General features: G+C 74.5%; 20 protein-coding genes and 1 pseudogene. 14 read left to right on the plus strand and 7 right to left on the minus strand.

Annotation, left to right across the window (positions count from 1 at the left end):
• Positions 1–5 precede the first annotated feature (5 nt).
• Both ACGFWJ_RS26720 and ACGFWJ_RS26725 read left to right on the plus strand, forming a co-directional pair.
• On the plus strand, positions 6–350 hold the full coding sequence (locus ACGFWJ_RS26720) for a hypothetical protein (RefSeq protein ID WP_387641857.1): 345 nt from the start codon (positions 6–8) through the stop codon (positions 348–350).
• 729 nt (positions 351–1,079) lie between these two features.
• Entirely contained in the window at positions 1,080–1,655 is a 576-nt protein-coding gene (locus ACGFWJ_RS26725; RefSeq protein ID WP_392954113.1) for a hypothetical protein, read from the plus strand.
• A gap of 177 nt (positions 1,656–1,832) precedes the next feature.
• On the opposite strand, the gene ACGFWJ_RS26730 is transcribed toward ACGFWJ_RS26725, so the two are convergent.
• Positions 1,833–2,558 carry a hypothetical protein gene (locus tag ACGFWJ_RS26730; RefSeq protein ID WP_392954116.1) on the minus strand — a complete coding sequence of 242 codons (726 nt, stop codon included), beginning with the start codon at positions 2,556–2,558 and terminating at the stop codon, positions 1,833–1,835.
• Positions 2,559–2,647: 89 nt separating this feature from the next.
• Positions 2,648–3,196, minus strand: coding sequence for an EF-hand domain-containing protein (locus tag ACGFWJ_RS26735; protein WP_387868035.1), 549 nt, complete (start codon positions 3,194–3,196; stop codon positions 2,648–2,650).
• A 275-nt stretch (positions 3,197–3,471) separates the two neighbouring features.
• Between ACGFWJ_RS26735 and ACGFWJ_RS26740 the strand changes: the two genes are divergently transcribed.
• From ACGFWJ_RS26740 to ACGFWJ_RS26760, 5 genes and pseudogenes are all read left to right on the plus strand, one after another.
• Entirely contained in the window at positions 3,472–3,981 is a 510-nt protein-coding gene (locus ACGFWJ_RS26740) for a hypothetical protein (RefSeq protein ID WP_392954119.1), read from the plus strand.
• A gap of 155 nt (positions 3,982–4,136) precedes the next feature.
• The gene (locus ACGFWJ_RS26745; RefSeq protein ID WP_392954122.1) at positions 4,137–4,802 is read left to right on the plus strand and encodes a peptidylprolyl isomerase; all 666 of its coding nucleotides are present in this window, start codon (positions 4,137–4,139) and stop codon (positions 4,800–4,802) included.
• Between the two features lie 169 nt (positions 4,803–4,971).
• Positions 4,972–5,292, plus strand: a pseudogene (locus tag ACGFWJ_RS26750) (polysaccharide deacetylase family protein); the annotation flags it as partial.
• 22 nt (positions 5,293–5,314) lie between these two features.
• On the plus strand, positions 5,315–5,623 hold the full coding sequence (locus ACGFWJ_RS26755; RefSeq protein WP_392954359.1) for a polysaccharide deacetylase family protein: 309 nt from the start codon (positions 5,315–5,317) through the stop codon (positions 5,621–5,623).
• 98 nt (positions 5,624–5,721) lie between these two features.
• Positions 5,722–6,477 (plus strand): ABC transporter ATP-binding protein, encoded by a 756-nt coding sequence (locus tag ACGFWJ_RS26760; RefSeq protein ID WP_392954351.1) that lies wholly within the window; start codon positions 5,722–5,724, stop codon positions 6,475–6,477.
• A 92-nt stretch (positions 6,478–6,569) separates the two neighbouring features.
• Here the strand turns inward: ACGFWJ_RS26760 and ACGFWJ_RS26765 are convergent, their stop codons facing one another.
• Complete coding sequence (locus ACGFWJ_RS26765; protein WP_392954125.1) at positions 6,570–6,932, minus strand: hypothetical protein; 363 nt, start codon at positions 6,930–6,932, stop codon at positions 6,570–6,572.
• A gap of 21 nt (positions 6,933–6,953) precedes the next feature.
• Here ACGFWJ_RS26765 and ACGFWJ_RS26770 point away from each other — a divergent pair, with 21 nt between their 5' ends.
• The 4 genes from ACGFWJ_RS26770 to ACGFWJ_RS26785 are packed head-to-tail and all read left to right on the plus strand — an operon-like array spanning position 6,954 to position 10,372.
• Positions 6,954–7,253: a hypothetical protein gene (locus tag ACGFWJ_RS26770; protein ID WP_392954127.1), complete on the plus strand. Its 300-nt coding sequence runs from the start codon at positions 6,954–6,956 to the stop codon at positions 7,251–7,253.
• The gene (locus tag ACGFWJ_RS26775) at positions 7,250–7,744 is read left to right on the plus strand and encodes a hypothetical protein (protein ID WP_392954130.1); all 495 of its coding nucleotides are present in this window, start codon (positions 7,250–7,252) and stop codon (positions 7,742–7,744) included. Before ACGFWJ_RS26770 ends, ACGFWJ_RS26775 begins: the two co-directional genes overlap by 4 nt.
• Positions 7,741–9,105: an FtsX-like permease family protein gene (locus tag ACGFWJ_RS26780; RefSeq protein WP_392954133.1), complete on the plus strand. Its 1,365-nt coding sequence runs from the start codon at positions 7,741–7,743 to the stop codon at positions 9,103–9,105. The genes ACGFWJ_RS26775 and ACGFWJ_RS26780 overlap by 4 nt, the downstream gene beginning before the upstream one ends.
• Positions 9,106–9,157: 52 nt before the next feature.
• The gene (locus ACGFWJ_RS26785; RefSeq protein ID WP_392954136.1) at positions 9,158–10,372 is read left to right on the plus strand and encodes a sensor domain-containing protein; all 1,215 of its coding nucleotides are present in this window, start codon (positions 9,158–9,160) and stop codon (positions 10,370–10,372) included.
• On the opposite strand, the gene ACGFWJ_RS26790 is transcribed toward ACGFWJ_RS26785, so the two are convergent.
• Positions 10,362–11,168 carry a helix-turn-helix domain-containing protein gene (locus ACGFWJ_RS26790; protein ID WP_392954139.1) on the minus strand — a complete coding sequence of 269 codons (807 nt, stop codon included), beginning with the start codon at positions 11,166–11,168 and terminating at the stop codon, positions 10,362–10,364. The genes ACGFWJ_RS26785 and ACGFWJ_RS26790 overlap by 11 nt on opposite strands.
• Before the next feature lie 241 nt (positions 11,169–11,409).
• Here ACGFWJ_RS26790 and ACGFWJ_RS26795 point away from each other — a divergent pair, with 241 nt between their 5' ends.
• The 3 genes from ACGFWJ_RS26795 (at position 11,410) to ACGFWJ_RS26805 (ending at position 13,831) form a co-directional block, all read left to right on the plus strand.
• Positions 11,410–12,411 carry an alpha/beta fold hydrolase gene (locus ACGFWJ_RS26795; RefSeq protein ID WP_392954145.1) on the plus strand — a complete coding sequence of 334 codons (1,002 nt, stop codon included), beginning with the start codon at positions 11,410–11,412 and terminating at the stop codon, positions 12,409–12,411.
• A gap of 134 nt (positions 12,412–12,545) precedes the next feature.
• Entirely contained in the window at positions 12,546–13,343 is a 798-nt protein-coding gene (locus ACGFWJ_RS26800; protein WP_392954148.1) for a nucleotidyltransferase domain-containing protein, read from the plus strand.
• Positions 13,344–13,372: 29 nt separating this feature from the next.
• Positions 13,373–13,831, plus strand: coding sequence for a hypothetical protein (locus tag ACGFWJ_RS26805; protein ID WP_392954150.1), 459 nt, complete (start codon positions 13,373–13,375; stop codon positions 13,829–13,831).
• A gap of 3 nt (positions 13,832–13,834) precedes the next feature.
• Here the strand turns inward: ACGFWJ_RS26805 and ACGFWJ_RS26810 are convergent, their stop codons facing one another.
• From ACGFWJ_RS26810 to ACGFWJ_RS26820, 3 genes are all read right to left on the minus strand, one after another.
• Entirely contained in the window at positions 13,835–14,500 is a 666-nt protein-coding gene (locus ACGFWJ_RS26810; RefSeq protein WP_392954153.1) for a LuxR C-terminal-related transcriptional regulator, read from the minus strand.
• Positions 14,501–14,582: 82 nt separating this feature from the next.
• Positions 14,583–17,096 carry a class III lanthionine synthetase LanKC gene (lanKC, locus tag ACGFWJ_RS26815; RefSeq protein WP_392954156.1) on the minus strand — a complete coding sequence of 838 codons (2,514 nt, stop codon included), beginning with the start codon at positions 17,094–17,096 and terminating at the stop codon, positions 14,583–14,585.
• 762 nt (positions 17,097–17,858) lie between these two features.
• Positions 17,859–20,252: a hypothetical protein gene (locus tag ACGFWJ_RS26820; RefSeq protein WP_392954159.1), complete on the minus strand. Its 2,394-nt coding sequence runs from the start codon at positions 20,250–20,252 to the stop codon at positions 17,859–17,861.
• Positions 20,253–20,391: the final 139 nt, after the last annotated feature.

The following is a 20,391-nucleotide window of genomic DNA, read 5'->3' on the forward strand; positions in this document are numbered from 1 at the left end:
CGGCCATGACCAACACGGGGAACGACACCACCGACGTGCACATCAGCCTGGTCGGCGGCACCCGCCTCGAAGGCGCCGAGATCCACGCCCGCACCCTGACCGCCTCCCTGGTCGGCGGCGCCGACATCGACCTCACCGAGGTCGACATCCCCGACGGCGCCGAACTCCGCATCACCAAGCTCAGCCTGGTCGGCGGCGTCCACCTCCGGGTCCGCCCCGAAGTCCGCGTCAAGGTCACCGGCATCCGCCTCGGCGGCGTCAGCGACGACGGCCCGACCGTCGCCGGCGGCCCGACGGTGCACGTCGCGGCCTGGGGGCTGGTGGGCGGCGTGCGGGTGAGCCGCGACTGAACGCTCTTCGGTCACCGGACCTCAACGGCGTTCGGGAGAAGGCGAGTTGACGCGACGAGGGGGCCGGGGGCAATCGGGCTTGTGGGAACGACCGTTCACGGATCCGTGGAGTGCCGCACCCGGGGCGCCGGCTGGCTGGGCTGGAACGAGATCCTCGCCACCGACTGGGGTGAACCGGCCGTCCCCCGCGCCACCGACATCGCCCGGTACCGGCAACCCCCGGACGGCGCCTTGCAGTTGCTGCACCACGAGGACGGGAGCCGGGCTTCGCACGGGCAAGCGGCACCGAGACCCGGCGCGTCGACCCCGCCCGCATCGGTGAGTTGTGGGCCGAGGGCACCGAATGGCGCACCGGCAGCACCGTCTTCCGCGCCGAACGCGCCCGCCGCCGCGACGCCGGCCCCGCCCGACGGCCCGTGGCAGCCGGTGTGGACCGTCATGCGCGCCCTCGCGCGAGTTCACGGTGACCGGAACGTCCGGCTGGTCCTCTGGTCCGAGGAGTCGACCTCCGCGTCACCCGACCGGTGCAAGCCGGGGCGGGCAGATCGCGGCAGCGGTCGGCGGGCCCGCCGAAGCCCGTGGAAACGCCTGAATCAGGCGAAGAACCGTGCGAGTTGATTCAGACGGTTGGCCCAGCACGGCCAGCCGCGAAGCTCGTTTGTGTGCGCATCATGGGTCTCGGCCGCCGGTTCGGCCAAATTCCCCTTCCGTTCCCCGAAAGGAACGCCCATGCTCCGCACTTCCCGTTCCCGTGCCCGTAAAGCTGCCGTTGCCGCCGCATGCGCCGTGCTGCCCCTCGGCGTGGCCTTCGTCGCCCCGGCGGCGGCCAGCGCCGCGCCGACGGCCGTGAAGGTCTCGTGCCAGGCCGCCGGCCAGGTCCACTTCAACCCCGGCGTGGAGCTGTTCCCGCGTGCGCAGCACGTCTCCTACCAGGGCCAGGAAGGCGCGTGCGACGACTTCAGCGAGTTCGACATCATGACCGCGAAGCTCACCATGAGCTTCGATGACGTCTCCCTCTCCTGTCTGGCCAGCGGCAGCTCGGGCAGCGGCAAGGGCAGCGCCAAGATCGAATGGACCGAAGAGGACGGCGAAACGGCGGAGAGCATCCTCGACGTCCAGATCGACAACTCCGCCCTCAACGTCGGGCATGTGTCGGGCCACGTGCGCAGCGGCCAGTTCGAGGGGCACGGATTCACCGGCACCTTCAAGACCAGCTTGGTCGCCGGTGGGATCGAATGCACCATCGGCGCCCCGGCCGGTGGCGTGAAGGACGCCGACTTCACCGGTGACTTCAGCATCTCCTGACAGCGGTTCGACGTCCGCGGTGGCGCTGCCGGTGGGCCTCGGCCCGTCGGTGGCGTCGCCGCTTGGACGTGTTCCGTGAAGTCCGTGTCGCGCCACCCGAGTTGGGTGGTGGCGTGCGCATATCGCCGTCGTGCCAATGGAGTTGCCGACTCCTGCGGCCCGGCACCGGTGCGTGGTTCAGGCCGGTCCGTGGGCGCGGAGTTGGGCCGGGCGGCCGGACGGGCGGTGCCAGCTGAGGTCGAGGCCGGTGGCTCGCAGGGCGATGCCGAGGGCGTGGCGCATGGCGTCCTGGACAGCGGTGGTCAAGTCCGGTGCGGCGAGGCGCGGCGACGGGTTCCAGCCGAGGTCGGCCAGGCCGGCCGCATCGCAGTCGTTCAGGGTGATGCCCGCGCCGCCCGGGCGGGTGGCCACCGGGAGGCCTGCCAGGGCCGCGCTGCGGCGGACGGCCGTGACGATCTCGGCCCGGACGCCGGGGTGAACCGGCGGCGGTGCGGCCGGGTCGGACGGCGGGGGAGTGGGGCCGGTGTCCGGCCGGGCGGCAGAGCCGCGCACCGTGGTTCGGGCCGGGGCGTCGGTGCGTTCCGCGTCGAGGTCGAAGGCGGGGAGCAGTTCGGCGAGTGCGTTCTCGAGGGCGTCGGCGACCAGTTGACGGGCGGTGGCCGCCGGGTTCTGCCCGCCGCCCGCCGTCGCCGCGTCCTCCAGCCGGGGCGAGGCCAGCCAGCGCAGCGCGATTGCCCCGCCGTTTGGCACCAGGTGCACGCCCGGCCCGTGGCCGCCGTGCGCGACCGGTAGGCCGGCCAGCAGCAGGGCCTCCGTCACCAGGTCCGCCAACACCGGATCGAGCCCTGGCGCGATGACCTGACCTAGCGTCAACTCGCGGTTCTCAGTGGCGATCCTGTCCACCCCGACCCCTCCTCCGCGGTGCGGACCGTTCGCGCCGCCCGCGGAGAGGGTATCCATGAACATGCAAAATTCAACAGCGCTCGGAACGGTCAATGCGGGGGCGCGGGGAGCGGCCCGCAGAGCAGGTTGCCCGGGTCGGTGGGGTTGTCGCTGATCCAGAACTGTGCCCAGAGCAGGGCGAATTCGGAACGGCCGAGGTGGCCGTCGCCGTCCCGGTCGAGCTGGTCGAAGACGTCGCCGGTGTCGATGGCGCGGCCGTGCCAGGTGTCGACCAGGTGGCGGTGCTCGGCGCGGGAGATCCGACCGTCGCCGTTCTCGTCGACGGCGTCGAAGACCGCGTCGGAGGTGGCGTTGACGTATTCGAGCATCGCGGGCAGGCGGTCGACCATGGCGAGGATCTCGTCCAGGCCGACTCTGCCGTCGCCGTCGCGGTCGGCCGCCGCAGACAGATGGTCCCACCAGCCGAGCGTCACTTCCGTTACCCGCGCGGCGAGTTCGGGATCGTCGGCGACCCGGGGCAGCCGGTGCCAGCGGTCGGCGAGGTCCTGGAAGTCGTCCTGATCCAGGTAGCCGTTCCGGTCGGTGTCGAAGGCCTGGAACATGGTGGTGAGCTTGCTGCGCTGGAACTCGCTGGCCAAGGTAAACAGCCTCTCTCGGGGGTGCACTTGCCTTGATCCTTTTCCGTTCGGCCGGATCCCGCACCGGCGCACCGTGGCGCGGCCCCTGGCCTGCCCCGCTCCGGGGGCGCACGAGAGGCCCTGCGCGCGGTCACCCTTTCGGTGTGGGCCCGGTGCGGCGGGCGGGCCGATGAATGTGGCCGTTGTGTGTCCGTCAATTGGAGGTTTATTGCGGCGGCCCACAGTAGTGACATGGCCGCCGGAGAGACCGGCGGACCACTCCGGGGGGAGAACCCATGGGAACCTACGCCCGCATCGCCGGCGCCTTCGCGGCCGCCGCCGCGCTCACCGTCGCGCTGACCGGCACCGCGTCCGCCGCCGCCACCACCGAGGCGGCCACCGCCAAGTCGCCCGCCGCCGCGCCGGCCCTCACAACTGCCGCCCGCAGCACGGCGGTCAAGCTGAACAACTGGACCGGCTGCACCCTCACCCGCGAGAACTGGTGGCTCTCGCACGGCATCTGGACCAGCCAGCCGCCGGTGCACATCTACAACGGGCAGCAGGGCAGCTGGGCGTCCGAGTCGAACGGCTTCGCCACCGGCACCGAGGGCTACGCCCGGTTCTACGCCGAGAGCTGCGCCAACCCGGTGCTGAACGGCCGGATCATCCAGGTCCACTGGGACAACCCGTACGTGGGCTCGAACAGCTACGACTCGAACGGCACCGACCTGATGTTCTACGTCCCGCAGCCGGCCGGTGGCGGCGGCAACAACGCCGTCGCCGAGTTCTCCGCCTGGGGGCACTGACCCTCCCCGGAGGGGACGCAAGGGAACACCGGCGAGCGGCAAGGGTGCGACTGTTGCGGTGCGGGGTGTGGGTGGGGCCTGAGTGGGCAGGTATGGCAGGTCCCTGATCACGTCCGACGGGCGACAACCGTCAACTCCCTTGGGGGAACCGCACAATGAAGCGCAAGTCCTGGGCGCTGCTCACCGCCCTGTCCCTGCCGCTCGCCCTCTCCACCACCGCGGTGGCCGCCGAACCCGCGGCCGCCGCGACCACCGCCGGCGCCGGGTGCGTGTACTCGCCCGCGGTGCCGGCGGACAACTTCAAGGGCATCCCGGTCTTCGACGCGAAGAAGGCGGCCAAGCCGTACAGCGCCACCCTGCGCACCACCCAGGGCGCGATCACCTTCAAGGCGCTGACCGACAAGGCCCCCTGCACCACCTTCTCGTTCCGGTTCCTCGCCGAACGCAGCTACTACGACCGCACCCACTGCCACCGCCTCACCACCCAGCGCCTGTACGTGCTGCAGTGCGGCGACCCGACCGGCACCGGCAGCGGCGGCCCGGGCTACTCCTTCCCCGACGAGAACCTCGAAGGGGCGACCTACCCGGCCGGCACCGTCGCAATGGCCAACGCGGGCCCGGACACCAACGGCAGCCAGTTCTTCATCGTCTGGAAGGACACCAAGCTGCGGCCCAACTACACCCCGTTCGGCCGGATCACCGGCGGGCTCGACGTGCTGCAGAAGATCGCGGCCGGCGGCGAGGACGACCAGAACGCCCCGGGCGACGGCTTCCCGAACCTGCGGGTGGACTTCCGCAAGGTCAGCATCTCCAGCCACTGACCCGGCCCTGGGCGGCCCACCACACGCGGTGGGCCGCCCCGTGTCCCGGCCGCCCGGATCGGTGCCCTCGCCGACCATCTGCTCGGCCGGCTAAGGGAGTTCGCCGCCACCGGCGAAAAGCCTGTTGGCGGTGATCGACTCCACCAACCGCATGCTCGACGGCGGCCTGATGAGCGCCGGCCTGACGCTGCGCCGACCCGTGTGTGCTGCCCGCGTGCCCCGGCTTCGGCTCCGCCCCGGCCGCCACGCCGCGCAGATTTTCGCCGGCATCGACGCCGGCATCCCCGCACCGGAAGGCACACGCCGCGCCGGCCGCTGCCCGTTCTCCGGCGACCGCCGACGCCCCGTCGTCGAGCCCACCTTCGACGACGGCCCCAACCCGCCGTGCACCGGCCGGATCCTGGACGTCCTCGACCGGTGCGCCGTTTCCGCGACGTTCTTCTGCGGCGGCCCGCACGCCCAGGCGCACCGACGAGGCGAACGCCGAATCCGTCGGCGAGGCGGACCCGCGAATGCTCCGCCCGCCGTACGGCTCCCGCACCCCCGACGTGCTGCGCCGGCTCGCCGAGAGCGAGGCCACCGTGGTGCTGTGGGACGTCGAGCCGTCCGACCGGGCCCGGCCCGGCGCCGACGCGATCACCCGGGCCGTCCTCGACCAGGCCCGGCCCGGCTCACTGATCCCGATGCCCGATGCCCGATGCCCGATGCCCGACGGCGGCGGCAGCGGCGACCGCTCACAGACCGCCGACGCCCTGCCCGGCGTGATCGAGGGCCTGCTTGCCTGCGGATACATCTTCGCCCGGGTGGATGGCCCGACCTGACCCCGGTCTCTCGCGGCGCGGGGGTGCGGTTTTCCGAACCCCGAGAACGGGTGCTGGCACGGGCGAAACAGCAGTTCCCCGCGACGCACGATGAACACATGAACAGCGCAACGAGTACCGAAGTGGAGCTCGCCGTCCGCGCCGAAAGCGTGCACCGCGGCTATCGGCGCGGCGGCAGCGACGTCCCCGTCCTGCGCGGCGTGACGGTCGAATTCCGGCCGGGGACGTTCACCGCCGTGATGGGCCCGTCCGGATCCGGCAAGACCACCCTGCTGCACTGCCTGGCCGGCCTCGACCGCCCCGACCGCGGGCAGATCTGGTGGGGCCCCACCGCGATCCACACCCTGCCCGAACGCCGCCTCGCTCGACTGCGCCGCGAGCAAGTCGGCTTCGTCTTCCAGGCGTTCAACCTGATGCCGGGCATGACCGCCGCCCAGAACGTCGAACTCCCCGGCCGCATGGCCGGACACCGCCCCGCCCGCCCCACCGTCCACGACGCCCTCGCCCGGGTCGGCCTGGCCGGCCGCGAACGCCAACGCCCCGCCCAACTCTCCGGCGGCCAACAACAACGCGTCGCAATCGCCCGCGCCCTGGTCTCCCGCCCACGCGTCCTGTTCGCCGACGAACCCACCGGCGCCCTCGACCGCACCACCGGCACCCAAATCCTGCACCTGCTCCGCACCGCCGTCGACCACGACGGCACCACCTGCGTCATGGTCACCCACGACCCCACCGCCGCCGCACACGCCGACCGGGTCCTGCTCCTCACCGACGGCCAACTCGTCGACGAACTCCACCACCCGACGGCCCGCCAGGTCGCCGACGCGCTGGCTGCGGCGGGGGGCGAGGTGTGATGAGTACGGTACTTGCCCGGCGCCCACTGCGGGGCCGCCGGGCCGGGTTGGTCGTCGCGTCGCTGCTCGCTGTCGCCACCGCGTTCGGCGTGCTAGCCGGGCAGGCTGCTGCCGGCGGGCGCGCTGCGATGGGGCGAGGCGTGATGGGCGCGGTGCTCGTCCGGCGCCAACTGCGGGGCCGCCGGGCCGGGTTGGTCGTCGCGTTGCTGCTCGCTGTCGCCGCCGCGTTCGGCGTGCTTGCCAGGCAGGCTGCTGCCGGCGGGCGCGCTGCGAGGCGAGGCGTGATGGGCGCGGTGCTCGCCCGGCGCCAACTGCGGGGCCGCCGGGCCGGGTTGGTCGTCGCGTCGCTGCTTGCTGTCGCCGCCGCGTTCGGCGTGGTCGCCGGGCAGGCTGCTGCCGGCGGGCGCGCTGCGATGGGGCGGGGCGTGATGGGCGCGGTGCTCGTCCGGCGCCAACTACGGTGTCGCTCGGCAGGGTTGGCCATCCCATTGCTGCTCGCCGCCGCCACTGCACTGGCTGCCCCCGCCCGGCGCTTCGCCGTGTGCCACCAGTGCCGCGACCTCGCCCTGCTGCGCACCGCTGCCGCCACACCCCAACGGGTCCGCCAACGGCTGTACCGGCAGGCCGCGTTGAAGCTCGCGCTGTTCGGCACCACCGCCGCCCGCGCCTTCCTCGCCGCGCTCCAGCATCCCACGATGGCGTCCCCGCACGCCCGGCTCGGCGCCGTCCTCCCCGTCGCCACCGCGCTCGCCACGACGGGAGGCGAGGCGCGATGACCACCGTGCTCGCCTGGAGCCAACTGCGCCGCCGCCCCGCCGGGTTCGCCGGTCTCGCCGCCGCGTTGCTGCTCGCCGTCGCCACCCTCACCGCACTCGGCGCGCTGTTGTTCGCCGAGCACGGCGTACCGGCCGCCGACCGGCGCGAGGTGCGCGGGCCCGGACTCGGGCTGATCGCCGGGGCGTTCGGCGAAATCACCGTACTGGTGGCGTTCTTCGTCGCCCTGAACACGCTCGGCTTCGCTCTGCGCCACCAGTACCGCGACCTCGCCCTGCTGCGCACCGCTGCCGCCACACCCCAACGGATCCGTCAACGGCCCTACCGGCAGGCCGCGTTGAAGCTCGCGCTGCTCGGCACCACCGCCGCCCGCGCCTTCCTCGCCGCACTCCAGCACCCCACGATGGCGTCCCCGCGCGCCCGGATCGGTGCCACCCTCCCCGCCGCAGCCGTCGCCACCGCGCTCGCCACGACGGGAGGCGAGGCGCGATGACCACCGTGCTCGCCTGGAGCCAACTGCGCCGCCGCCCTGCCGGGTTCGCCGGTCTCGCCGCCGCGTTGCTGCTCGCCGTCGCCACCCTCACCGCACTCGGCGCGCTGCTGTTCGCCGAGCACGGCGTACCGGCCGCCGACCGGCGCGAGGTGCGCGGGCCCGGACTCGGGCTGATCGCCGGGGCGTTCGGCGAAATCACCGTACTGGTGGCGTTCTTCGTCGCCCTGAACACGCTCGGCTTCGCTCTGCGCCACCAGTACCGCGACCTCGCCCTGCTGCGCACCGTCGCCGCCACCCCCCGACAGATCCGCCAACTGCTGTGCAGACAGGCCGCGTTGACGCTCGTCCTGACAGCCGCCCCCGGCGCCCTGCTCGGTACCGCCGCCGCCCGCGCCTTCCTCGCCGCGCTCCAGCACCGCATGATGGCTGCCCCACACGCCCGGCTCGGCGCCGTCCTCCCCGCCGCAGCCGCCGCCACCGTGCTCACCCTGCTGGTCGTCACCCTCGCCGCCACCCTGACCGCCCGCCAGGTCACCGCGCCCGCGCCCGCCGCGGCCCTCGCCGACAGCTCCGGCCCGGACCGGCGGCCAGGCCCCGTTCGCCTGCTCGCCGCGGCCGCCGCCCTCACCGGCGGAGCACTGCTGGTGCGCCTCGCCGCGACCCGGCCGCCCGCCGACGTCGACAAAGCCGCGCAGGCGACGCTGCTCGCCACCCTCGTCCTGCTCGCCGGCGTCGCCCTCGCCGGCCCGCTGCTCGCCCCGCTGGCCACCGCCCCGCTCGGCCTCGCGCTGCGCACCCTGCTGCCCGCCACCGGCTGGCAGGCCGACGCCAACCTGCGCGGCTACGCCCGCCGCCTCGCCTCCGCGGTCGTCCCGATCGCCCTGCTCACCGGCCTCTCCGCCACCATGGCGACCATGACCGCCACCGCTCTGCACGCGGCCGCCGGCCCGCCCACCGGCGCCACCTCCGCCACCGACACCTGGCTGCGCCAGGCCGAACTCGGCCTGCTCAGCTCCTTCGGCGCGATCGCCACCGTCACCACCCTGGCCGCACTCACCGGCGAACGCCGCCGTGAGTTCGCTCTGCTGCGGCTGCTCGGCGCGACCCGCGCGGACGTCCTGCGCGTCCTCACCCTGGAAGCCGCCGTCACCGCCGCCCTCGGCCTGCTCCTCGGCGGCGCCGTCACCGCCACCACCACGGCCGCGTTCAGCATTGCCGCCACCGGACACGTCGTGCCGACCGTCCCCGTCACCACCTGCGCCTGGATCGCCGCCGCGGCCGCCCTGCTCACCGTACCCACCGTGCTGGCGGCCGCAGTTGCCGCGATGCGGCGGGCCCCGGCGGGCAGCGCGCACGAATGAGCCCGTCGCCGGGAGATCATGATCACCGGTACGGGAGACGGAGGTTGGGCCGATGAGGATGCGACGCTGGTGGGCGGTGCGACCCGGAGACGTGGCGTTCCTGGTGCTCGGACTGCCGGTGGCGCTGCTCGGCGCGGCCTACGCGCTGGCCGCGCTGTACGCGGGGGTGCTGCTCTCGCTGACGGTCGTCGGACTGCCGGTCACCGCGCTCGCACTCACCGGCGCCCGCCAACTCGGCCTGCCGAACCGCTGGTTGACGGGCCGGCTGCTCGACGAGACGGTCCCCGCGCCCGGCCCGGCCGCCCGTCCGCACGGGGCCACCGCCCGGATCAGGGCCGCACTCACCGACACCGTCGCCTGGCGCACCCTCGGCTACCTGCTGCTGCGCCTGCCCCTCGGCGTACTCGGCCTCGCCGCCGTCCTGCTGCCACTGGGCAGCGGCTGGCTGCTCGGCTTCCCGCTCTGGCTGCGCCTGCTCGAGGGCGGCCCGCACCCCGCGACCCCGCTCGACCTCGCCGCCCCACTGCTCGGCCTCGCCCTGCTCGCCCTCACCCCGCCACTCGTCCGCCTGACCGCCGACGCCAACCGCCGGCTGGCCCGCCACCTGCTCGGACCGGCCCGCACCCAACAACGCGTCCAACACCTCGAAGCGGCCCGCCACACCCTGCTCACCACCGGCACCGAGAGGCTGCGCCGCCTCGAACGCGACCTTCACGACGGCACCCAGGCCCGGCTGGTCGCCCTCGCCATCACCCTCTCGCTCGCCGACGACACCCTCACCCAGCACGCCCCCGCCGACCCCCGCCTGCGCACCCTGCTCGACCGTGCCCGCACCCAGACCGACGACACCATCGCCGAACTCCGCGCCCTCACCCAAGGCCTCCGCCCCACCGGCCTCGACGGCGGCCTCCCCGAAGCCCTCCCCGCCCTCGCCGCCGGCTGCGCCGTCCCCGTCACCCTCCACCTCGACCTGCCCCGCCGCCCGGACGAAGCCGTCGAACAGACCCTCTGGTACTGCGCCGCCGAACTCCTCACGAACATCACCAAACACAGCACCGCCACCGCCGCCACCCTCACCCTCACCACCACCCCCACCCGGGCCCGCCTCACCCTCCACGACAACGGCCCCGGCGGCGCCACCCCCACCCCCGGCCACGGCCTCCACGGCCTCACCACCCGCCTCGCCGCCCTCGACGGCACCCTCCGCATCACCAGCCCACCGGGCGGCCCGACCGTCATCACGGCCGAACTGCCGCTCACCCTCTGACCGTTGACGGCCACCCGGCGCCGCCGCGTGCCGGCCAGGCCCGGTCATCGGCGGCCAGCCACGGTTCGTGCGCGGCACCGGCGGGAGTTGTCCCGCTGAACGCGCGGACGTCATGGTGGAGATGGGACTGGTCGGCATAGCCGCCGTCGACGGCCACCTGCGCGGGAGCGTCCCCGCGGACCAGGCGGTGGACGGCGCGATCGAAGCGGACCAGCATCGCAGCGCGTTTGGGCGTCAGGCCGGTCTGCGAGCCGAAGCGCGACCACGTGCGCTGGCGGCTCCAACCGAGGAGGCCCGCGAGCTCGCTCACCCGGGTCTGTCCGTGGCCGGCGACGATCCGGCGCCAGGCCCAGGCCACTTCGGGATCGACCCCCGGGCCCGCACGGAACCGGGTCATCAGCTCGGTGTCGATCAGCGCGAACCGCTCCGGCCAGGTTCGCGCCTGGTGAAGCCGTTCCCGCAGGCGCGGCACGGCACGGCCCCACAGGTCGTCGAGCGCGACGACGCTCCCGCGCAACTCGGCGAGCGGGAGCCCGAGTACGGGGTGCGCGACAAGCGGAGACAGGCGTATCTGCACGCAGTCGGCGCCCTCGACGCACACCTGGAAGGCACGGAAGCCGAGCCCGGCGGCCAGGCTCTCCGACCGCATCCGGCCGGACGCGCCGCGGATGTCGAACGGGCGGTCACCGAAATCGAGAGCCACGGTGACGGCCGGGTGAGGAATGACTCGTAGGTCGATCGGGCGGTCACCGCGAATGCGGAACCCGGCCATTTCGACACCGGGCAGCACGGTCACTCGTGACGGTCGCGCGATCTCCCAGGCAGCGGTGGGGTCTGCCGTCCGGACAACAGGGTGCACGCCTCGACGGTACGAGCGGCTCGGCAGCGGAATCAACCACCGTGCGAGACGCGACATTTCTCCAAGACTCCCCGCGCCCGCCACCGCAAGAGTGGTGGCACCGCGCACCGACACCGTGCACGTCGCACCGACACCGCGCGCCGCGCACCTCGCACCGAAGCCAACCGACGGAGGAGTCATGAACGAGCCGAACACCCCGCAGAACAAACACCCCCACAGCCGGCCGGACGCGGCCCCGAACGTCCCGCGCCGACGGCGGGCGCGGACCCGCCGGTGGCGGATCGCCCTGCTCGCCGCCGGCGTGCTGGCCCTCCTCCTCACGGGGAACACGGTGTCCGTGCGCGGCCAGACGGCGGGGGCCTCCGGCGACCAGATCGTGCACATCCCCGGTGGGGACCTCCATGTCGTTCAGGACGGGCCGCCCGGCGCGCCCACGGTGGTGCTCCTGCACGGCCTCGGCGGCTCGACGGCGTGGTGGGACCCGGTCCTGCCGGCGCTGCGGGACCTGCACGTGGTGCGGGTGGACCTGCTCGGGCACGGCAGATCGGCCAAACCGGCCGGTGGTTACGGCATGGAGGAGCAGGCGCGCCGGGTCGGTGCCGCGCTCGACCAACTCGGGGTGCACCGCGCGACCGTCGTCGGGCACTCCACCGGCGGTGCCGTCGCCACCGCGCTGGCCGAGCAGCGCCGCGACCTGGTGGGGGCGATCGCACTGCTCGACACCGGCCCGCGCCTCGACGCGTACATCGGCGACAGCTTCGCCGCTCACCTGCTGTCCACGCCGGTGGTGGCGGAACTCTTCTGGCGGTTTCGTACCGACGGCACCATCCGCGCCGCGCTGAGTTCCGCGTTCACCCGCGAGGTGAAGATCCCCGACCGGATCGTCGCCGACGTCCGGGGCATGACCTACCGAAGCCTCACCGCGACCGACGAGGCGTCCAGCGCGTACGTGAAGGAACGGCCCATCCCCGACCGGCTTTCCGGCCTCGGCCTGCCGACCCTGGTGGTCTTCGGCTCGCAGGACCACCGTTGGCGTCCCTCCGCCGCCCAGGACTACCGCCAAGTCCCCGGCGCCCGCATCGAGATCCTCGACGGCGTCGGCCACAGCCCCATGATCGAGGACCCCGACAGCACCGGAACGCTCCTCCACGGCTTCGCCATCGAAACCGCGCCACACTGATCTCCCCTCGGATCGGCAGCCCACCGGGCGGCGGCCCCGCCGTCGCCTCCGTCGAACTGCGCGCGCAAATCGGACCGGTGACACTCCGTCGGGTGCTACGTTGGTCTGCTTTGCTCCGGCCGGAAGGAAAGCAGATGGACATCCCCGCCCTGCACAGCAAGTTCCTCGACGACACGCTCCCGCGCATCCGGCAGGACGCACGCGTCGCCGGTGCGGCGATCGGCGGGTCGATCATGACGGGCGACTCCGACGTCTACTCGGACGTGGACCTGATCGTGGTGATCGACGACGCGGCGTACGACGCGGTGATGGGGGAACGGCTGCCGCTGATCGGCTCCTGGGCACCGCTGGTGGCGGGGTTCACCGGGGAGCACGTCGGCGAGCCCCGCCTGATCGTCTCCCTGGTCGGGCCGCCGCTGCTGCACGTGGACTTCAAGTTCGTCCGGGTCTCCGACTTCGCCTCGCGGATCGAGGACCCGGAAATCCTCTGGGACCGCGACGGCCTGCTGGCCGGAGCCCTCGCCCAACAGCCGCCCGCCGCCGAGGAGTTCGATCCCCAGTGGGTCGAGGACCGGTTCTGGGTCTGGGTGCACTACGGCGCGACGAAGCTCGGCCGCGGCGAACTGTTCGAGACCATCGGCGTCCTCGCCCAGCTGCGCGGCATCGTCCTCGGGCCGCTCGCCGCCCGCCGGGCCGGCGCGGACCCGCGCGGCGTGCGCCGCCTGGAGACCGTCGCCCCCGAGGAGGCTCGCGCCCTCCGCGCCACGCTGTGCGGCTACGATCGCCACGAGGCCGGGCAGGCGCTCCTCGTCACTGTCGACCTCTACCGCAGCTGGTCCGAACAGGACGACGACGCGACGGTCGAACGGCGCCACCACGCGGAGAAGCTCGCCGTGCAGTACCTCCAGGACGTCATCGACCAGGCCCACTGAACAACGCGCGGGGAACGACAGGAGCGGTGATGACGGGGGAGTACTGGGACCGGGAACCGGACGAACACATCCGGTGGGCCCGCTACCTCGCGGAGTTCGCCGAGGCGTCCCCGCAGGACGCGGCCGCACTGATCGCCCGGGTGCTCACCGACCCCGACATGGCGATGGCCAACAGCGCGGTCCGCGAGTACCTCGACGGTCGGGCCGCCGCACTGCTCACCGACCCCGGCTACCCGGCCTGGCGCGACGAGATGACCGGGCCCGTGGCAGCGGGCGACTTCGTCTCCGGGCGCCTGCGCGAGTGGACGCTGCTGCGGGCGGTGACGCTGGACGAACCGTGGGACGCCGAGGAGCTGTTCGCGGCGTCCCACTGGTGCCGGCTCCACGCCGCCCAGACCGCGACGGTCGGGACGGTCGTGGCGGCACTGGCCGAGGGCGGGCGGACCCGACGCATCCGCAACGTCGCCAGGCTCCGCCTCCCGCGCTGACCTTCAGGCGCCCGTCTCGGCGAGGTAGGCCAGCACCGCCAGCACCCGACGGTTGTCCGCGGGCGAGGCATGCAGGTCGAACTTGGTGAACACCGAGGCGACGTGCTTCTCCACCGCCCGTTCCGACACCGAGAGCTGCTGCGCGACCGCCCGGTTGGAACGGCCCTCGGCCATCAGCGCCAGCACCTCGCGCTCACGGGCCGTCAACTCGTCCACCCCACTGCGCCGGCGGGCGCGCATCAGGTGCGTGACGACCTCCGGGTCGAGGGCGGTGCCGCCCGCCGCCACCCGGTGCAGCGCGTCGACGAACTCCGAGGTCCGGGCCACCCGTTCCTTCAACAGGTAGCCGATGCCGGCCGCACCGTCCGCCAGCAACCGGGTCACCCAGCCGGTCTCCAGGTGCTGCGAGAACACCAGCACCCCGACCTCCGGCCAGCGCCGCCGGATCCGCAACGCCGCCCGCACCCCCTCGTCGGTGTGCGTCGGCGGCATCCGCACATCCACCACCGCCACCCGCGGCCGGTGCTCCGCCACGGCCGCCAGCAACTCCTCGCCGCTACCGACCGCCGCCGCCACCTCCAGCCCCCGCACGGTCAGCAACTCCGCCAGGCCGTCCCGCAGCACCGCCGAGTCCTCCGCCAGCACCACCCGCAGCCGATCGTCCGTCATCCGCTCATTGTGACGCACCGCCCCGGCGCGCCGACCGACAGGCCGTCACCCCCCGATCCGCCGAACCGCCCGCGTGGACGGTTCAGTTGCCGGCCGGCCAGAACGGCATCGGCGCGCTGCCGTCGTACACCGATGCCAGGGCCGTCAGCACCCCGGCGGTGCCGGTCGCCAGGTCCATCGACAGGCGCATCAACTGCTCGCCGGGAAACGCAGGTTGGCCCTGCCGAGGCAGTACGTGCCAGGCCAGGCGGCGAACATGACGGTCGATCACATCATCGTCCGGCGCAGGCCCGGAGGGGTCCAGGGCGAGCAGCGCGAGCAGCCCGGCCCGCCCGTTGAACAGGCCCGGCTGCGCGACGAACTCCGGTTCTGCGGCGGCCCGGAGCCGCCCCACCCGCTCGGCCAGCACGGAATCGGGGCGGTGCCGCAGCAGGGCGTGCGCGACGGCGGCGATGCCCGCGCTGCCGGACTCCAAGCACGCCGGTGTCCGGCCGTCCACCCACAGCGTGCCGTCCCCGGCGACGACGCAGCGCGCGAGGTCCTGGTCGAGAGCGGCCCGGGCGAGGCCCAGCAGGGCCGGGTCCGCGCACTCCTCGAACAGCCGGACCAGCAGCAACGCGGTCCCGCTCGCGCCGTGCAGCAGCCCGGGCCGGGCCGTGGGCGCCGGCGCGGGTTCGCCCAGCCGGAGGGCGGCAACGGCCCGGTCGGCACTGTCGACGGCCGCGGCGAGCAGCGCGCGGTCACCGGTGACGCGGGCGAAGTGCAACCGCGCCAGCCCGATACCCGCCAGGCCCGCCGACAGCCCGGGCCCGGCACCCGGCTCGTCGTCCCGCTCGAGGCGCCGCAACAGCCCCAGCGCGCTCCCGCGCCGGCCCAGCCGGTCCAGCACCCACGCGACGCCGTGCGCGCCGACGAACAGCCCGGGCCGGCAGGGCCGCCGCTCCACCGCGTCGACCAGCCACCGCACCTGCCGCGGATCGACGCCCGCGCCCACCGAGTGCAGCGCCCACAGGACGCCCGCCGCGCCGTACGACAGACCCAGGGCGTCGTGGGTGAACTGCGCGGGGTCGCCCGGGAACAGCCGGTCGGAACGCTCGGGCGTCGCACTCCCGGCGATCGCCGCCACCAGCCCGTTCCGCAGCCGCGGCCAACCCTCCCGCCCGTCCCCGAACAGGCTTTCCACAGCGGCCAGTTGAGCTTCCCCGCGCGACCCGCCCTCGGGCAGGTAGCCGATCGGCAGCTCGAAACGCTTCCGGGCGGAACGGGCCAGCGCCGCCCCCTTCGCCGGATGCAGCCCAGTCAGTGGCACCAGCGGCAGGAACGCCCACATCCGCAGCGCCCGCAGCGCACACTCGTCCACCTCGAACCCGGCCACCCCGGCCGGCGCCGTGAACCCGGCCTCACCCACCCCGGGGTGCACGAACTCTCCCGCCGGGGAGGCGAGTTCGAGGTCGACGAAGACCGCCGACCCGTCCTCGCGGACGACCACATCGCGCGGATGCAGACCCCCGAGGGCGATGCCCCGACCGTGGACGGCACGCAGCGCAAGCTCCACCGCATCCAGCACCGCCAGCGCCTCCTCCCGGTACGCGGCCACCGCCACCTCGTCCGCCTCCGCGCGCACCAGCGGAAAGCGCCGGCCGAGCCAGCGGTGCAACCCCTCGCCCGCCACGTACTCCCGGACCAGGAAACGGTGCCCCCGCGCCGTCAGTTCACCCAGCACGGCCGGCACCGCGTTCAGGCCCGCCAGCGCCTCCAACGCCCGCTGCTCGCGCGCCAGCCGCCGCACCGCGTCCTCACCACGCCGATCGAGGCCCGCAAACGGGCGGCCCTCCTTCAGGACGACCCGCTCGCCACCGCCGACCGGCCGCGCCAGGTAGCTCCCGCCACCGTTCGAGACGTGCAGCACCCGCTCCACCGTGAACGGGAAACCGTCGACACTCCCGAGCCCCGCGCCCGCCACCGCCCCGGCCAGCACCGCCGGCACCGGCGCCCACTCCGGCAGGTCGAACGCCGCCCGCCGCACCTCCGGACGCAGCACGCCCGACGGCTCGCGCAGCGCCGCCATCACCTCGCCCTCCCCGGTGCGGCACCACTGCTCGGCGAACGCCCCGTAGCGCAGGTACAACGGACCGCGCCGCCACCGCAGACCGCCCGGGATGCCCGGGCCGGGCGCCCCCGCCAGGGCCTCGTCCAGCCCGCCGAGACATCGCTCCAACTGTGCGTCGTCCGCCGGGTACAGCGTCATGAACGTCCCACTGGAGTCGCGCGGGGCGTACTCGGCGTTCTGCAGCCGCACCAACGCCGGGCTGCGCAGGAATTCGAACGCCACCCCGTGCCCGAAGCAGTACGCCCGCACCACGTCCAGGATCCGCGGCGCGTTCTCCGGACAGGCCGACACGTGGATCCTCCACCCCTGCTCCGGCAACGGCACTGCGCCCGGCCGGTAGCCCACCCACGCCTCGCGCAGGCCGCGCACCCAGCCGTCCGGCGCGGCCCCGGCAGCCGCCGGGAACTCGTCGCGGGCCGCCCACTGGACCGGGGAGTCGTAGAAGACCGGATCGGCGTAGGTGTACGCCTCGTAGCGCATGTCCATCGGATCGCTCCATGGCGCCTCGCGGGGGAGTGTGACGCGGCTTCCGACGACGCGGGGGACGTCCGGCCGACCGTCACCGAGAGTCTGCAAGGACGGGCGCGAGCGCCGAAAGAGCCCCGGCGAGGGTTGGCCGGATCCCGCAGGCGCATGCCACCTGCCCCCGAACCCTCCCTTTACCTGCGCTTTCCCATGCCGGACGCCGCCGCAACCGCGAGCCCGCTCCCGCCCGCGGCACCGTCCCGCCAGCGGCGATACCGGGCCGGGGCCCGTCCCCCCGTCGCACGCGCCGGTGCGACCGCGCCCCGGTCGCACCTCGGCACAACGTCGGAGCGCACACGCCCGCCGAACGGGCCCCGACCCGGCACCCGCTGTCCGGTACCCGACCGGCGCGCCGCAACCCTCGAAGGCGTGCCCGCACCGCCGCGCACGCCCGGCGTGGGAGCGTCACCGCGCGCCCCACCTCGGACAACACGCCCAGGAATGGCCCCAGTTGGCCGGTTGTCGGTCTTCCAGGACACCCCGCCCGGGTAGCACCGACGGGTAGCGCCGACCACCCCCACGACGCCACCGTCAGCGACCTGACCCTCCGCCCCCGTACCCGACACCCCACCCCCGCCGAACGCGTGGCCGCGGGCGGCCGGTTCGGCGCAGCCCACCAAGCCTGCCCGTCGTCCGCACCCGCACCCGACAGGCCCCGGCGCGCGGCGGGATCGCGGGCGCCACCTCCGCTCGGTGCCGCCCGCGTCCTCACCCGCCGAACCCTCAGGCCCGCGCCGCTCCCGCCAGGTCGATCCCGAGGACACCCGCCGCAGTGGCCACGCACACGCGGCCCCCGTCGGTGATCACCAGCCCGACCGCAGCCGCGCCGATCGCCAGATCATGCGTGACCCGCTCGGCGCCCGCCAGCACCACGCGGACCAGGCCGTCCGCCCACCCGGCCGCGCACATCAGGCCGCCCGGCGTGGCGGCGATGGCGACCGCGGTGACGGGGACGTCCCGGGCCGGGAGCGGCGGGGAGAGCGGGCCGCGGCCCGGCATCCACGCCTGCACCCGGCCGTCGGCGCCGCCGGTGATCAGCAGGTGGTGCCCGCCGTGGTGGGCGAGATCGAGCGCGGTCACCGGCCCGTCGTGGAGCGGAGCGTCACTGCGCACCGCCTCCGCCCCGTCCCGGTCCTCCAGCAGGTGCACGCCTCCCGCCGCGTCCCCGGCCGCCACGGCGCGCTGCTCGCCGCCCCGCGCGGCGATCGCGGTCGCCCCGGCGTCCATCGAGGCCAGCAGCCGCCGCATCCCGTCGCCGGACGGGCCGGACAGCTCGGAGGGGCGGATCTCCTCGACGGCGCCACTGTGCCGCAGTGCGTACGTGCTGCCGTCGTGGCCGGTGGCCAGGGCGACGGTGGAACGGTCCGTCAGCCGGAGCGGCGAGCCGCCCGAGGGCCGACCGGTGGCAGGGTCGATCGCCCCGATGTCCCAGCCGACGGCGACCGCGAGCTGCCCCTCGTGTGACGGGGCGTTGTGCCGCGCGATCAGGTACACCGGGTCGGTCCGGCGCGCGAACGCCCAGCCGGCCCGCCAGCCCTGCCCGGCGAGCTGCGCGAACCGCTCCGACAGGTCGCCGCCCTCACCGGCCGTCCAGCAGTGCAGCGCGGACGCGCGCTCGCCCGGGTCCGCGGCGGCGATGACCCGCGGCCCGGCCGGCCACCACGCCCGGTGCACGGCGCCGCCGTCCCCCGACTCCGCACCGTTCGCGGCCCGCAGCGCCACCCCGTGCTCCACCGCGAGGCCGACCGCCAGCGGATCGGCGTGCACCAGGAACGCCGGGTCCGCCAGCAGGTCGTCGACCGGGGCCGACGTCCGGACGGCGTGCCGCAGCACCAGATCGAGCCGGTCGGCGTCCTTCGGGCCGGGCTGCTCCTCCGGCAGGAGGTTCTGGCGGATCGACAGGTGGTCGAGTCCGGTCCGGGCGAGGCGCTCGGCGAAGGAGACCGGCCAGACCCGGTAGCGCCCCTCGTGGTCGGCGGGCAACAGCAGCTCGACGGCCTGCTCCACCGCGAACGGGCCGAGGCTGCCGGGCAGTTCGCCCCAAAGCTCCTCGTCGAGAGCGCCCCGGACCGAGGCCAGCGCCACCACCGGAGCCCGGACGAGTTCGGGCAGCGACTCCCACCACGTCTCGGCCAGCGTCTCGGCCCGCCGCGCGAGCGGGGCGCCCGCGTCGAGCAGTATCCCGTCACCGGTGCGGGCGGCCAGCAGCGCCAGCGCGGGCGACGGGTAGACCTCCGCCGGGAGTCGGCGTCCGGCCAGGGACGTCGCCCACCGGGTGAACGCCTCCAGGTCGGTCCACTGCGGCTGGTCCAGGTCGAGCACGGCGGCCGGTACGTCCAGCGCGGCCGCCGCCGGCGTGTCGGAGGCGCACTCCACCACGATCCGCAGCCACGGCACCCGCAGCAAGGGACGCAACACCTCGGCCGCGATGCGCCGGGCGGCATCCGGCAGCAGACCGGAGCCCGCCCGGTCGAGGTCGGTCACCACCAGGACGCGCGGCACCCCGTCGATCAACGCCGCGACCAGCTCCTCCGGCCCGGCCGCCGACACACCCAGCAGCCCGGCGAGCCGCCACACGAACAGGTCCACGGTCAACTCGGCGGCGGACAGCGCCACTTCGACCCGCCGACCGGAGTGCGCATGGTCCGGCGGGCACGCGGCGACCAGCCAGTGCAGCAGGTGACTGCGGCCACTGCCGCCCGACCCGGCGACCCGGCACAGCCGCGGCGCCTGCGGGTCCTCCAGCCAGCCCAGCAGCGCCCGCCCGGCCGGGCGCCGCCCGGCGTGCAACGGCGGCAGCGGCGCCGCGCCGTCCGCGGCGGGCTGCTCCGGCTCCGGCGCGCCGTACCGCGGGTTCGGCCAGAACCGCAACGGGAAACCGTCGCCGTCCACCTGCCAGGCCCCCTCCACGACCCCCACCGGCACCCGCCCGTCCGGGTCGTGGCCCTCGTCGGCCTTGAACAGCCAGCCCCCGCGCCGCACCGCCTCCGCGCACTGATCCCGGGACATCCGCGGATACGGCCGGTACCCCGGCGGCCGCGGCGGCACAAACCCCTCGACGACCGACTCGCCCGGCCCGTCCGGCACGATCAGCTCGCTGGCCCGGTCCTCACCCATACAAGTCCTCCCCGTCTCGCCCCGTTCGCCCCCGAACGCAGCGGGGACACCCTAGCGCGCAGCAGTGCCGGCCGGACCGCGATCCGCCGCCACCGCCGCACCCGAACCTTCCGAACGAGGATCCCGCTCTCCGGCGGTG

The sequence above is a fragment of the Kitasatospora sp. NPDC048407 genome (genome assembly GCF_043200475.1).
Classification (GTDB): domain Bacteria; phylum Actinomycetota; class Actinomycetes; order Streptomycetales; family Streptomycetaceae; genus Kitasatospora.

Coding starts and splice junctions, on each gene's coding strand:
- ACGFWJ_RS26720 (WP_387641857.1), top strand. CDS start 6: ATGACCAACACGGGGAACGACACCACCGACGTGCACATCAGCCTGGTC.
- ACGFWJ_RS26725 (WP_392954113.1), top strand. CDS start 1,080: ATGCTCCGCACTTCCCGTTCCCGTGCCCGTAAAGCTGCCGTTGCCGCC.
- ACGFWJ_RS26740 (WP_392954119.1), top strand. CDS start 3,472: ATGGGAACCTACGCCCGCATCGCCGGCGCCTTCGCGGCCGCCGCCGCG.
- ACGFWJ_RS26745 (WP_392954122.1), top strand. CDS start 4,137: ATGAAGCGCAAGTCCTGGGCGCTGCTCACCGCCCTGTCCCTGCCGCTC.
- ACGFWJ_RS26755 (WP_392954359.1), top strand. CDS start 5,315: ATGCTCCGCCCGCCGTACGGCTCCCGCACCCCCGACGTGCTGCGCCGG.
- ACGFWJ_RS26760 (WP_392954351.1), top strand. CDS start 5,722: ATGAACAGCGCAACGAGTACCGAAGTGGAGCTCGCCGTCCGCGCCGAA.
- ACGFWJ_RS26775 (WP_392954130.1), top strand. CDS start 7,250: ATGACCACCGTGCTCGCCTGGAGCCAACTGCGCCGCCGCCCCGCCGGG.
- ACGFWJ_RS26780 (WP_392954133.1), top strand. CDS start 7,741: ATGACCACCGTGCTCGCCTGGAGCCAACTGCGCCGCCGCCCTGCCGGG.
- ACGFWJ_RS26785 (WP_392954136.1), top strand. CDS start 9,158: ATGAGGATGCGACGCTGGTGGGCGGTGCGACCCGGAGACGTGGCGTTC.
- ACGFWJ_RS26795 (WP_392954145.1), top strand. CDS start 11,410: ATGAACGAGCCGAACACCCCGCAGAACAAACACCCCCACAGCCGGCCG.
- ACGFWJ_RS26800 (WP_392954148.1), top strand. CDS start 12,546: ATGGACATCCCCGCCCTGCACAGCAAGTTCCTCGACGACACGCTCCCG.
- ACGFWJ_RS26805 (WP_392954150.1), top strand. CDS start 13,373: ATGACGGGGGAGTACTGGGACCGGGAACCGGACGAACACATCCGGTGG.
- ACGFWJ_RS26810 (WP_392954153.1), bottom strand. CDS start 14,500: ATGACGGACGATCGGCTGCGGGTGGTGCTGGCGGAGGACTCGGCGGTG.
- lanKC (WP_392954156.1), bottom strand. CDS start 17,096: ATGGACATGCGCTACGAGGCGTACACCTACGCCGATCCGGTCTTCTAC.
- ACGFWJ_RS26820 (WP_392954159.1), bottom strand. CDS start 20,252: ATGGGTGAGGACCGGGCCAGCGAGCTGATCGTGCCGGACGGGCCGGGC.